This is a genomic window from Arthrobacter sp. Y81 (assembly GCF_002929335.1).
Lineage (GTDB): Bacteria > Actinomycetota > Actinomycetes > Actinomycetales > Micrococcaceae > Arthrobacter.
In genome coordinates, this window is record NZ_PJIL01000002.1 from 335,740 (window position 1) to 349,240 (window position 13,501).

A 13,501-nucleotide genomic window follows, 5' to 3' on the forward strand; every position below is an offset into this window, starting at 1 on the left:
CTGCCAGCCCTGTTAATGTCCCCAACAGATATGTATCCCAATAAATATGAAACACATGACCACCTTCATCATGGCTGTGTTGATCCTCCTTGTCGGAGTATTGACCGCCGGCTGCGCCGCCGGACCGGCGCCCAGCCCGTCGGCCTCCACCAGTCCGTCATCGGCCAGCGCAGAAGCGGCGCCGGCAACACCAAAGGCCTCACCGTCACCTAGTTCGGCCCCCGCTGCAGCCACCGTCGAGGAACCTGCACCCGCTGCGGTTCCCGCCCCGGAACCGGCTCCTGCCACCGTGGCCGTGGCAGCTGCGGAACCCGCGGCCGCACCGGCTGCCAGCAAATACCCGCTGCACACGAATATCGTGAGCACCACTTTTTGGGTGGGCGAAATCTTCAACGCGAGCCTTGCCGACGGTTCCCAGGTCTGCTCGACGTACAACGGCCAGTGGGCCTTCCAGCACACAGGGATCAACGCCGGCACCACGCCGGCGTCCGCCTCGGGCTGCCCCGGCAGCATTTACGGCGGTTGCGACGGCGTGAGCTCCGGTTCCGGTAGCTCATTCGCCTGCGCCACGGAAGCACGCGACGCCTCCAACGGGTATTTCCCCAAGCACCAGCCCGCGCCGCTGGAGAACCCGTTCTACCTCGACCTGCCCTACGACGACATCAATGACAGCGTCGCGTTCCAGCAGCGCTGCCAGGTCATTCCGTGGGCTGCCGCGGACAATGCGGCCACCGGCGTTGACCACTGCGCGGACGGCAGCTACTCATACATGAAGAACCACTGGGTGCAGATGACCGGGCCCAACGGCAACGTCTGCTACGGACAGATCGAAGATGCCGGTCCTTCCAGCGGTTCCGCGTACCACGACTCGAACTATGTCTTCGGTGCCGCCGACGCCCGTCCGGCCAACACCGACTTCTCCGCCGACGGCACTCAAGGCGCGGGAACGGATGTTTCTCCCGCCCTGAACGGCTGCCTCGGCTTTGCCGAGCTGGACGGCAGCGGCGATCACGTCTCGTGGCGGTTTGTTGACCGCGCCGCTGTCCCGGCCGGTCCGTGGCTGAACGTGGAAACCACCTCCGGAGTGAGCTGGTAACCGCAACACCGCGCTGAACGCCGAGGCGCCCCTCCCGCTGGACCACAGTGTCCTGCGGGAGGGGCGCTTTTCGTTTCCGCGCCCGGGGTCCGGTGACGGCGCTAGCGGGTGATCCCCGCGCCCGCCGTGGCTTCCTCCAGCTCGAGCGCCTCCCCCTGGACACGCCTCACCGGGCTGACCCACACCCCCGATGACGCCGCAGAGAACGCCCGCGGCAGCACCATCAGGCAGATGACCGAGTCGAGGATCCGCATGAACGGAAAGAACGGCGCCATCAGCAGGATGCCCGGCCGGCGGAGTGCCAGTGCCGCGATGACAGTCAGCAGGAAATCCGGGAGGAAGACCCCCAGGATGACATCCTGCGGACGCATGAGTCCGGACAGGTACAGGAAGGATTCGCCGTTCTCGCCGAACGCCTGTACCTGCATGGACGCCACGAGCGACAGCAGGAAGACCGGAATCAGCAGCACAAAGAACATGCAGCTAATGACGAGTTCGATGATGTAGAACACCAGCACGAACCAGAATTTTCCGGCCTGCAGCCGGTGCCGGCGCACCGTCTGCCAGAAGCCGAGGATCCAACGCCGGACCTGCCTGGTGTAGTCCTGCAGGTTGTCCGGATCCTGCGTATAGGCCACGGCAGCTGAGGGGTGGAAAGCGATCCGGCCCAGCTTCTTGGCATGGATCTCAAACGTCATGTTGAAGTCCTCGATGACCAGCCCGGGTGCCAGCACCTTGATTTTTGCGAGTGCATTCGTCCGGTACATGCTGGCGAAGCCGGGCACGATCGAAACGACGTTTGCTCCCCTGGCCGCCTGGCCGTATTTGAGCAGCAGCTGCACCACGATGTAGAGCCGCTCCCGGTAGGCCACCAGGAAGCGGCCAAGCACAGTCGGGGCCGGCGGCGTCATGATGGACTTGGCCCGGCCGGCAACGGCAACCACGGAGGGATCAAGGAAGAGCGGCAGGCCGGTCTCCAGATAGTCCGGCGTGGGCCGGGTATCCGCGTCAAGCATCATCACTACCTTGAATTTCCGGCACAGCTCGAAATGGGCAATCCCGGCGGCGAGCGCGCCGGCTTTCCCCCTGTTCGGTTCGAGTTCCAGAACCTTGACGCCGGCTGCGCGGGCAATGGCGGCTGTGTCGTCGGTGGACATGTCCGAGATCACGTGGATGTTCCGAAGCGGCACCAGCACCGCGGCTGCCCGGATGGTCTCCCTGATGACCAGGGCTTCGTTGTGGGCGGCAATCAGCACCGCAACATTCGCCGGCAGGATCCTTGGGTCCCTTGCACGGTGACGGCCATGCTCACGCTGGACCTGCCCTCTGTGTGCACGGGGCGCCGGCAGCGTGTGGGCGCCATGGACGCCGGAGCCAATCCTGTTGGCCAGCGGCCACCGTTGGAGGAGCCTGAGCGCGCGTCCGCTCAGCGGGGGTCCCAGCGCCACCCGGCGGATGTACTGCTCATTGGCCAGGCGCAGCAAGCCAATAAACGACCAGAAGACCGTGCTGATTCCGAGGACAAGGACAACGTAGACGGCTATCACAGCGACGGCGCTCCAATCGTGTCGTACATGGCGTAGTCATCCGTAGTCAGGGTGCCATTCCTGAAAAGGCTCAGCCCGAAGCTGATTGCGGTTGCGCCGGAGGGCAATGCGGGGGTGGTAAAGCTCGCCTGCGTATAGGAGCCTGCGGCAGCAAACCACGGGCTGGACGTCCAGTAGACCCATGTTCCGGCCGAGTTCCGGTAGTACACGGCGAACTGAGTCACCGCCGTTGAGGTATACCAGGCGCGCAGCGAATAGGTCCGGCCGGCGACGGCGGCCGGCGCGCACGATCCGGAGTCGAGGGTCGGCAGGAGTTTAGCGTCACCGTTCACGTAGTTGCTCATCACGAGACGTTCTGCCTTGGTCCCGGTCCTGGCGGTGGCGACCGTGCTGAAGGACGCGGTGTTCGAACCGTACCCGGCGGTTTGCCAGCACTGTGGCGTCGAACCGGCGCCCGCCGTTTCAAGGCTGGCGTTCTGCACCAGGTTCGTACCGGCCGGCGCCGGCGGCGGCGCCGTCGGCGTTGATGATGCAACGTCGATCATTTCGTAGTCGTCGGTGATGAGTGTCCCGTTGCTGAAGAGGTTCAGCCCGAAGCTGATGCCGCTGGCTCCGGCGGGCAGCGCCGGTGTCGTCCAGCTCGCTTTCTGGAACGTTGTGGCCGGCCCGAACCACGGGCTCGAGGTCCAGTAGACCCAGGATCCAACACCGGTCCGGTAATAGAGGGCGAACTGCGTGTTGGTGGTGGATTTGTACCACGCCCCGAGCCTGTAGGTATGCCCGGGCGTGGCGACCGGCGAGCATCCGCCGAGGTCCAGGGACGGCAGCCACTTCGCGTCGCCGTTGACGTAGCCGGTCACCACCAGGCGTTCTGCCCTTGACCCTGTCCGGCCCGGGCTCACCGTGGTGAACGTGGGCGAATTGGTGCCGTAGCCGCCGGCCTGCCAGCACTGGGGCACTCCGTTGACCATGGTCTCAAGGCTCGGATTCTTCACCAGGTTGCCGCTCGTGGGCTGCGGCGGAACGGCCGGACCCGACACGGCAGGTTTTAACGTTCCGCCGATGACCTGGTTCACGGTCTTCACCGTGGTGGTGGCGGGCCTGGCCTTGAGCCACGCCGCGAACTGCTGGAAGACCGTGGGAGTGACGTTGAGGGGGTCCGTGCTGGAAGCCGCGATGTGGTGGAACGTGAGCTGGATCCAGCCGCCGACGGACTCGGCCTGAGTGACGGACCGCTGGAGATCGGCCAGCGTCCACGTGTTGTCGACCTGGTCCGGGGCCGCGGTGTTGTAGGCGTTGCCGGGAGGTATGCTCTCGGCCAACGGGCAACCGGCACAACTGAACCTGGTCTGGATGTCGCCCAGGCCGCGCGCACTGTTGTACCCGCAGTTTCTCACGATGCCTTCGGCTGCGGCGTTCGACGACGCAAACGGGTAGGCAAAGCTCTTGACGGCAAAGCCCCAGTTGGTGAGGTTGACCCTGTCGTTGCACACCTGCCGGGTGGCTTCGTCCGACGGCAGCGTGACGAGGTCCGGGTGGGTCACGGTGTGGCCGCCGATTTCATGGCCGTTCGCCGCCAGGCCCTGGAGGTTGGCCACCGTCAGGTAGTTGGGGCTGTTAATGACGCCTGAGGTGATGTAAAACGTCCCGTCGATACCGTAGTTGTTCATGATCTGGGCAGCCGTCAGCTGGTCCGCGTTGCCGTCGTCGAACGTCAGCGAAACCACCGTGGGCGCCGCCGCCTGGGCCGGGAATGCCAGTGCGGTCAGCCCCGAGACGGCCAGGGCCACGATGCCCATGGCCGTCACGGCCGTTCGCGCCCATTTTCGCAGTCTGTGCCGCACGGCATCCACGTCAGTCTGGCCTACTATTCGCCCGGAAGTTTTTAACCTCATGGGAATCGACTCGATTCTTGTTTTCGAGCCCGTGGAAGCCTCTGCGCTGGCAACGGGCGGGGCATTACGGGGCGACCGGCGCCCCCGTGTCGAACATCTCGTAGTCATCTGTAGCCAGCTCCCCGTCGCTGAACAGATTCAGTCCAAAGCTGATGCCGACGGCGTCTGCCGGCACCGGTGGTGCGGTCCACTCAGCCTGCCGGTAGGCAGAGCTGGCAGGAAACCATGGGCTGGCTGTCCAATAGGTCCAGGTGCCAACCTTGTTGCGGTAATACAACTCGAACTGCGTGGATGCCGTGGACGTGTACCACGCCCGCAGGGTGTAGCTGTGGCCTGGAACGGCGCTCGGCGCGCAGGCCCCCAGGTCAAGGACAGGCAGCAGTTTCGCGTCACCGGATACGTAGCCGGTGACATCCAGCCGGCGTGCGATGCCCCCGCTGCGTCCGGGGGTCAATGTACTCAGGACGTGTGAATTCTCGCCATATGAGGACACCTGCCAGCACTCCGGGAGTCCGTATTTCCCTGCTGTCTCCAGCCCGGGGTTCCGCAGCGCGTTGACGCCCGGCGGTGCAGGCGGAGCAGCGGGCCCGGCCACGGCGGACTTTGCCCCTCCTCCGATAACGTCGTGGACGGTGCGGATGGCGGTGGTGCCCTCGTCGGTGCGGGTAGCCAGCCAGGAAACGAAGTCGCTGAACAGCGCCGGACTGACGGACCGCGGGCTGCCGCTGTCATCGATGTCGAAAAAGCTCAGCTGCAGCCAGCCTCCCGCCGTTTCCGCTTGCATGACTGCCTGCTGCAGGTCATTGATGGTCCAGGCAGAACCGACTTCCGGCGTCGACCTGGTGCTGAAGACGTCGGCCGGCCGCACCGTTTCGGACACGGCGCAATCCGCGCAGCCCAGGCGACTACGGACATCACCCTGGCTGCGCGCACTGTTGTATCCGCATCCGGCCACCATTGCCTCGGCCTCCGGTGACTTTGCGGCAAAAGGATAGGCGAACGAGGTCACTTTAAAACCCCAGTCGGTCAGGTTCGTACGGTCATTGCAGACCTGCCGCTTGGCCTCGTCAGGATCCAGCGCCGTCAGGTCGGCAAGGGTTGCGGTGTGGCCGCCGATCTCGTTTCCGTCGGCAGCCAGGGCGTGGAGATCCTCCACTGTCATGTAGTCCTTTGCTCCCATGAAGCCTGAGTTGACGAAGAACGTCGCCCGCAATCCGTTGCTTTTCAGGACCTGGGCGGCGGCCAACTGGCTGGCCCTCCCGCCGTCGAAAGTCAGCGTGACGGTGGTCAGCGCAAGGCTGGTGTCCACGGGTGCCGAAAAATTCTTCAGTGGCCCCGGTGCATTGCCGGCCGGAGCCGGGCCGTTGTTCGGTGCCAGGGCGGCGGACCCCGTGAAGAGGGCAAGCGCCGCCAGCGACGAGACTGCCCAGAGCGTTGTCCGCTTTCGCTGCCTCGTCAACCCGGACCGGAGCGGATCGCCCTGATCCCCCAATGGTTCCAGCCGTTGCCTCATGACAGATATCCCCTCTTACATCCGTGTTGCCCGGCCGCAAGAGGATCCCCCCAGGCCGCAGTGATTCATCGATTGACACCCCGAAGGGGTCGGTGACGACTGGGGGGAAGCCTTGGTCTCAAAGGCTTGTTCGCCACCGACCCCCGATCATGGGCCCCGGGCCTGTGCGCCAGGGCTGGCTGCCTCACGGCAGCGGTGTCGGCAAGAGTGGGAGAGAAAGTCATAGCCAGAACCGATGGCCGGGGCAATCCTGCCGCCTTGACCACGAACTGCCGTTCAGGGGCATGGTTGCGGGCTTTCGCCGCAATTGTGCGTCCATTCCCATTTTGAGACCCGATTCTCCCCCGGAACTCTGTATCTATCCGACATCCAAAGCCTATTAAGGAGAGTGTTCGGCGGCACGAGTGGTGCCTACCCGTCTTTCCGTCCGGCAGGTGCCGGGCAGGCCCAGTGCCACTCGTCCGCTACCCGGATTGATACTCGATGTACACCTGACAACACCCGTGTTGGCTGGCGGTCAGACAGCGTCGGTAGGCAGGCCGTGGTGAAATGGTGTCTAAGCACACCAGAGGGGGGCGTGGGATCTATATGACAGCACTTAACCGCGGCTCGGATCTGGCCGCCAAGGCGGAGGCGGAGCCCGCACCGCCGCCAGGTTCGGGCGGTCCGCGCTCCCAACGGAGGCTGCGGCTGCGGCCATGGCTTCGCCGGCCGTCAACGCCCCTGACGGCGGCTCTTGCCGTGACCACCATCGTGGCCTGCGTCATCTTTTTTTGGACCTGGCGGTCCGGCTTGGCCACAGGCGCCGCACAGCCGACGTGGTTCGCCGGGTATGTGGACGTCACGGTGTCGCCTCCCTACGCTTTTGAAGAGCCCTCCGGGCCGGCCAGCACGGACGTGGTACTGGCGTTCCTTGTAGCGTCCCCCCAGGACTCCTGCGTGGCCAGCTGGGGCGCCGGCTACGGCCTCGAAGAGGCAGGTACGGCCCTGCGCCTGGACAAACGGATTTCCGTGCTTCGGTCCCGGGGAGGGTCCGCCTCGGTGTCGTTTGGCGGTTCCCTGAACCGTGAACTGGCCACCGCGTGCCAGGACGAGGCCAAGCTCCGCACTGCCTACCGGGACGTTGTTGAACGCTACGAGCCCTCGTTCATCGACTTCGACCTGGAAGGCGCCGACCTCCTTGACCAGGCCGCCGGCGAGCGCCGCGCCAAGGCGGTGGCCTCCCTGCAGGGGGACCGCAATGCGTCGGGACAAAGGCTCGCCGTCTGGCTGACGCTGCCGGCTTCCCCGCGTGGACTTACCGACGCCGGCATAGCCGCCGTGGAGCAGATGCTCCAGGCAGGCGTCCAGCTGTCCGGGGTCAACATCATGACCATGAACTACGGTGCCAGCCGCAGCAGTTCCCAGGGGATGCTGGAGGCCGCCACAGCAGCGGCAGCCGCCACCCACGACCAGTTGGGCATCGTCTACCAGCGCGCGGGCGTCAACCTTAGCCGCGAACAGGTCTGGAAAAAGATCGGGCTCACCCCCATGATCGGGCGCAATGACCTGCCCGGCGAGATCTTCGAATTGGACGCGGCCCGGGGCCTAAAAGACTATGCGGTGGGGCTGGGCGTCCAGCGCCTGTCGATGTGGTCGCTCAACCGCGATGCTCCCTGCCCTTCCAATGATCAGGGGCAGGACGCGTCCTTCACCTGCAGCGGCGTGGACCAGGGCACGACGCGCTTCGCCGATCTCCTGGGATCCGGGCTCCCTGGCAAGATGGGCTGAGCCTGTGCCGCTACTTCACCTGGCTGGTGGTGACCACGTGCAGCCAGGGGCCCGGCGGAACATCCTGAAAATCCACGAATTGCCAGTCGACCTTGTCCGATTCGCCATCCAGGTCGCTGAAGCCCAAACAGCCGTTGAGGGCCGGTGAAACGTCCATGCCGGCACCGTTGAACTTCTCGTTGGCGGGCCGCGCGTCGTTTGAGCCGAAGACGTACTCCTTGTCCTGGTACTGCCCTGGGCCGGCATCCTGAATCTGGCCATAGCACTCCTTGCCGTCCTTGCGGATTTTGACCCAGCGGTTCTTCATGTAGCTGAAGGAGCGGTTGGTGGCTTGGCCTTTGTACCCTTCGTCGTTGGCCCAGGGAATAACGCTGGCCCGCTCGCGGAAGGCTGCCGCGTTGTTGATGTCGTCATAGGGAAGGTCCAGGTAAAAAGGGTTCTCCTTGGGCTTGAAGCTGCTGGGCGCGTAACCGTTTGAACCCGATCGCGCTTCGGTCTCGCATCCGCCGGACGTGACCTGGCCATCACAGCCGCCGTAGCTCTCCATCCACTGCGAGTCATAGGTGGAGAAGACCTGGCTGCCGTCCGCTGCGTTGGGGTCAAAGACCTCCCCCACCCAGAAGGTGGTGACCACAATATTCGTATGCCAGGGGTATTTACCCTGTTGCTCCGGCTTCGGAGGCGTGCAGGCCGTGGCGACCATTGCCAGCAGCAGGACTGCTGACACAATTCCGCTCAGGCGGCAGTTGCGCACGGAGCCTCGATGTTTCACTTCTGACCCCCCGAATCAATGGACCTGCAGTGTTGCGGACTCGACAGCGGCGAGGACGGCCGTGCATCCGGGGATTCCTCCGGATGCACGGCCGCCCGTGCCATTGCTGGGAACCTACCTGCCGGGCGGCCCTACATGCCCTTGGGGAAGTTCAGGTTGTAGCGGTAGATGAACGCAGCCACCTGGTCACGGTTGATGGATGCCCCCGGCTTGAAGGTGCCGTCCGCGAAGCCGAAGGTGATTCCCATGTCGGCCAGCCAGCGCACTTCGTTGTAGAAGCCACTACCGACAGGCACGTCGGGGAAGACTGGGGCCGTTGCGCTCACCGCCGGGCTGCCCTTCATGCGGTACATAAACGCCGCCATTTGATCACGGTTGACCTGCTCGTAGGGGTGATAGCCACCGTCCGCGAAACCCTGCGTGATGCCCTGGGACGCAAGCCACTGGATTTCCTTGTAGAAATCATGGGTGGTGGGAACGTCCGGGAACCTTTGCGCGGCCGCCGGTACAGCGGGGCTCCCGGCAAACCGGTACAGGAAGGCCGCCATCATGCCGCGGTCCAACGTGACGCCAGGCCTGAAGGTGCCATCGGCGTAGCCGGTGGTGATCAGGTTGTTGGCCATCCAGCTGATCTCGTTGTAGAACAGGAACGTCGAGGGAATGTCCGTGAACGTCTTGACACCTGCGGTGTCGTACAGCTCATAGTCGTCGGTGATCAGGGTGCCGTTGCCGACCAGGTTCAGGCCGAGGCTGATGGCGGTTGCACCGGCAGGTACAGCCGGCGTCGTGTAGGAAACCTGCGTCCAAACATCCGCAGTGGGCAAATACAGCGGGCCGGAGGTCCAATAGGCCCATGAGCCGGCTGCCGTCCGGTAGTGCAGGTCGAACTGGGTATTCGCGCCGTTCGACTTGTACCAGGCTTTGGCGAGGTAGGTGTGGCCAGGAATGGCACTGGGCGCGCACTCCCCCGTGTCCAAGGTGGGCAGCAGCTTTCCGTCACCGTCGGTATAGCCCGAGACCACCAGCTGCTCCGCGGCTGTGGCGGTGCCTGCGTGGCCCGGTGTCACCTTGGCGAAGGTCCGCGTGTTGGTGCCGTAGCCGCCTGCCTGCCAGCACCGCGGGAGCAGTGAGCCGTTCAGGCCCACGGTCTCGAGGCTCGCGTTCTTGATCAGGTTTCCAGCCGTCTGGGGCGTCGGGGCGGGAACTATGGGCGCCAGCGCCTTGGTGGTTCCACCAATCACTTCCTTGACCGTCTTCACCAAAACGGGGTTGGTGGTGTTGGTCGCCACCTGGCCCGCCAGCCAGTCGGCAAACTGGTTGAACGTGTCCGTGCTGGTGCTCAGCGGATCCGGCACCGTGGAGCCGGGGACGAGGCCGGTGCCGATGTGGTGGAAGGTCAGCTGGACCCAGCCGCCGCCGTTGGCCTGCGCCTGGGTAACGAGTGTTTGCATGTCCGCCAGGGTCCAAGTGTTGTCCAGCTGGTCAGGGGCGCCGGTGTAGTAAAGGTTGGCCGGCGTCAGTGACTCGGCAAACGGGAACGTCTCGGACCCGGCAACCTTGCTGCGGATGTCGCCCAGGCCCCGGGCGCTGTTGTAGCCGCAGGCTGCGACGGCGGCTTCTGTGCCCGCGTTTGATGAGGCGAAAGGATAGGCGAAGCTTTGGACGTCCAGTCCGTAGCCCGTCAGGGTGGCGCGGTCATTGCACACCTGCCGCTTCAGCTCATCGGGCCCGACCGCAACCAGGTCGGCGTGGGTCACGGTGTGACCGCCGATCTCGTGTCCGGCAGCCTGCAGGGCCTGGGCTTGGGCCGTCGTCATGTAATTCGTTTGGTTCATGTAGCCCGAAGGCAGGAAGAACGTGCCGCGCATGTTGAGCGAGTTCAGCTTGTCGACGGCGACGAGCTGGTCGGCGTTGGCGTCGTCGAACGTCAGCGTCACGACAGTTTCGCCGACCGCGTTGGCGGCGGGGGCGGTGAGCCCTATCAGGGAGGCAGCCAGGGCCACCGTAGTGGAAGCTGCCAGCCAGCGGGCCTTCCGCCGGCCGGGTGGACGTTCAGCCCTGTGCCGGGGCTCTGAGACCGCAGTGTAGCGTTGCAGTAGCGTCATGGAACTCAACTCTTTCGTCGAAGGTGCACATAACTTTTGACGGTTGCCGCCCCCCGTCCGGCGCGGCACCTCACGGACGGCTAGTTGGCCGCCATCGTGACTTTCCACCCGAGCGGATCGGGCGCTTTCACCGGGCGGTGGTCGGCCGCCACGTTCTGGATGATCTGGTCGAGCGTGGTCTTCGGATCGAAGCCCACCAGATCCTTCGCTTTGCTGTTGTTGGGTACACGGCGACGCATGTCCTCATACCCCTCGGCGTATGCCTGCTCGTAGGGCACCAGCGTGATGGGGCTATCGCTGCCCAGCAGCTCGACGATCCTCTGCGCAAGGGTGAGGATCGAAATCTCGTAGCTCCCGCCCAGGTTGTAGGCATTGCCGTAAGCGGACTCTTCCTCGGAGATCCTGGTGATCGCGGGGACGATATCGCCCACGTAGGAGAAGCACCGTGTCTGATTGCCGTCGCCATAAACGGTCAGCGGCTCGCCGGCCATCGCCTGCTTGACCAGGCGCGGCACCACCATTCCGTACCGGCCGGTTTGCCTTGGACCCACCGTGTTGAACAGCCGCACGATCGCAACCGGAAGCCCAAACTGCCGCCAGTAGGCGTGTGCGAACGCCTCGTCGATTCCTTTGGCAGCCGCGTACGTCCACCGGGACTTGAGGGCCGAGCCAAGGATCCGGTCCGATTCCTCCGACAGGCTGTCTGAAGTGTTCTTGCCGTAAATCTCACTCGTGGATGCCAGCAGCAGCGACGCTCCGGATTCCAGCACGGCATCCAGCACCACTTCAGTGCCGTGGATATTTGTCCGCAGGCTCTCCAGAGGGTGCTCCACGATCAGGTTTACGCCTACGGCGGCAGCCAGGTGGAAGACCCGGTCAGCGCCGGCCACCACCCGATCTACCGCGGCGCGGTCGAGGATGCTGCCCTCGACGAAATGAAAATCCCGGTGGCCGATCACGGTCCGGAGGTTTTCCAGGCGGCCGGTAGAGAGGTCATCCAACACCGTGACTTTGTCGCCGGCCGCGAGGAGGTGCTCCACGAGATGGCTCCCGATGAAGCCGGCTCCGCCGGTGATTGCTGTTTTCACTTCTCCTACTTTCTTCTGAAGACCAGCGAAGCCGCTGGAATCACAACCGGGTGACGTTTGTGCCGGCGGGCAGCCGGTAGGTGGTGTCAAGGACGGCAGGCGCTTCGCGCAGCCAGTCGATATCCATGGCGGCGTGCCTCGTGTGAAGGATCACCAGGTCTGCGTCCCAGACCGACGGATCCTCCAGGGACTCCAGTGCACCGCCCTGGCCGTCCGGGGCGGTGGGGCACCACGGATCGTGATACGCCACGTCTGCGCCGTCGGCGATCATTGCGGCGATGATTTCCAGTGCCGGAGATTCGCGCAGGTCCTCGACATCGGGCTTGTAGGCCACGCCAAGCACCAGGACGCGGGCGCCGGAGATTCCGTGGTTCCGGTCCGACAGAATGCGGCGCGCCTTTTCCACCACCTGGTGGGGCCTTCCGGCGATGCCGGCCATGGCGTGCTCGATGACGGGAGCCGTGACCCTGGCTTTCCGCAGCTGCCAGAGCAGGTAGTGCGGGTCGCAGGGGATGCAGTGGCCGCCGACGCCCGGGCCGGGGGTGAACGGCATAAAGCCGTAGGGCTTGGTCGAGGCCGCATCAATCACGTCCATGACCTCCATGCCCAGCCCGTGGCAAATATCCGCGAACTCGTTGGCCAAGGCGATGTTCACTGCCCGGAAGGTGTTTTCGACGAGCTTGGTCATCTCTGCAACATCTGCTGACGGCACCACATGCACCAGCTTGGTGCTGACCTGGAGCAAAGCCTCTGCGGCTTCACCGCAGGCCGGCGTGACTCCGCCCACCACCCGCGGTACGTCTTCGTGCGAGAAAGCGTCAACGCCGGGATTGATGCGCTCCGGCGAGAAGGCCACAAACACATCCCTGCCGGGGATAAGGCCCTTGGCAGCCAGCGGAACGGCCAGGAGGTCCCTGGTTGAGCCCACGTAGGTGGTGGACGTCAGCATCAGCAGCTGGCCCGCCACCGCGAATTCGACCACCGAAGCGCACGCCGCCCGGAGAATCCCGAGATCCGGCACCAGGTAGGGATCCACCGGGGTGGGAACACAAACAACAACTGCTGCTGCCCGGGCCAGCAGGGACAGGTCCGTGCTGATCATGAAGGACGGATCCTCGAGGGCGCTGTTGAGGCGGACCTTGTCCGAGTCGAGCAGGTCTGCCTGCTGGGACCGGATCACCGCCAGCCTGTTCTCGGACACATCCAGTCCCAGGACACGCCGTCCTGAAGCGTTGATGGCGAGGGCCGTCGGCAGGCCGACGTAGCCCAGCCCGACAATCGCGACGTCGAACGTGAACGTGAGATCCTGGGCAGCCGTTTCGCTCACGGGGGCCTGTGACTCAACGGCGTCCGCCGCCGGTTCAGGCGCTCCGGCTCCGTTTTCCGGCCATTCCCTGGAATCCTCAAGCAGCGGAGGAAGTGCTGCCCGGGTCAGCGGTGCCTTATGGGTTTTTAGCTTGGTGTTCGGTGTCATGCTAAACCGACCTCCCGGTATTCGATTTGTCCCGTTTGTAAGAAAGCCGGCGACGAAGACTGGCAGATCCCGGTCTCAGAAGACGCTGCCCGGGTCGTCGCCGGCTCGAATGGGGTACCCGCCGTTAGCGGGATGCTGGTCGCCCTGGAGGATCGTTCCAGGTGGATTGCCACATGAAATTCCGAAAGCCAAGTGTCAGCTGATTGATGCATTTAGAGACCCACTTCTTTCCCCAATATTT

General features: G+C 64.5%; 9 protein-coding genes. 2 read left to right on the forward strand and 7 right to left on the reverse strand.

The genetic code is table 11. The features are described 5' to 3' along the window. The first annotated feature begins 55 nt into the window (after positions 1-55). Positions 56-1,096: a hypothetical protein gene (locus CXQ91_RS04270; protein WP_258073818.1), complete on the forward strand. Its 1,041-nt coding sequence runs from the start codon at positions 56-58 to the stop codon at positions 1,094-1,096. A gap of 101 nt (positions 1,097-1,197) precedes the next feature. Here the strand turns inward: CXQ91_RS04270 and CXQ91_RS04275 are convergent, their stop codons facing one another. The 3 genes from CXQ91_RS04275 to CXQ91_RS04285 form a co-directional block, all read right to left on the reverse strand. After that, on the reverse strand, positions 1,198-2,643 hold the full coding sequence (locus CXQ91_RS04275) for a glycosyltransferase family 2 protein (protein WP_104172678.1): 1,446 nt from the start codon (positions 2,641-2,643) through the stop codon (positions 1,198-1,200). After that, entirely contained in the window at positions 2,640-4,442 is a 1,803-nt protein-coding gene (locus CXQ91_RS04280) for a polysaccharide deacetylase family protein (RefSeq protein WP_258073836.1), read from the reverse strand. Before CXQ91_RS04280 ends, CXQ91_RS04275 begins: the two co-directional genes overlap by 4 nt. 160 nt (positions 4,443-4,602) lie before the next feature. Continuing rightward, a complete protein-coding gene (locus tag CXQ91_RS04285) occupies positions 4,603-6,051 on the reverse strand; it encodes a polysaccharide deacetylase family protein (RefSeq protein WP_104172680.1) in 1,449 nt (482 codons plus the stop codon). Positions 6,052-6,639: 588 nt separating this feature from the next. On the opposite strand from CXQ91_RS04285, the gene CXQ91_RS04290 reads away from it, so the two are divergent. Then, positions 6,640-7,821 carry a chitinase gene (locus CXQ91_RS04290; RefSeq protein WP_104172681.1) on the forward strand — a complete coding sequence of 394 codons (1,182 nt, stop codon included), beginning with the start codon at positions 6,640-6,642 and terminating at the stop codon, positions 7,819-7,821. Positions 7,822-7,831: 10 nt separating this feature from the next. Here CXQ91_RS04290 and CXQ91_RS04295 read toward each other — a convergent pair whose 3' ends face one another. From CXQ91_RS04295 to CXQ91_RS04310, 4 genes are all read right to left on the reverse strand, one after another. Beyond that, on the reverse strand, positions 7,832-8,575 hold the full coding sequence (locus CXQ91_RS04295) for a hypothetical protein (RefSeq protein ID WP_258073819.1): 744 nt from the start codon (positions 8,573-8,575) through the stop codon (positions 7,832-7,834). A 149-nt stretch (positions 8,576-8,724) separates the two neighbouring features. Then, a complete protein-coding gene (locus tag CXQ91_RS04300; protein WP_104172683.1) occupies positions 8,725-10,698 on the reverse strand; it encodes an S-layer homology domain-containing protein in 1,974 nt (657 codons plus the stop codon). 80 nt (positions 10,699-10,778) lie between these two features. Continuing rightward, positions 10,779-11,786: a dTDP-glucose 4,6-dehydratase gene (locus CXQ91_RS04305; RefSeq protein WP_104172684.1), complete on the reverse strand. Its 1,008-nt coding sequence runs from the start codon at positions 11,784-11,786 to the stop codon at positions 10,779-10,781. Between the two features lie 40 nt (positions 11,787-11,826). After that, the gene (locus CXQ91_RS04310) at positions 11,827-13,260 is read right to left on the reverse strand and encodes a nucleotide sugar dehydrogenase (RefSeq protein WP_104172685.1); all 1,434 of its coding nucleotides are present in this window, start codon (positions 13,258-13,260) and stop codon (positions 11,827-11,829) included. Positions 13,261-13,501: the final 241 nt, after the last annotated feature.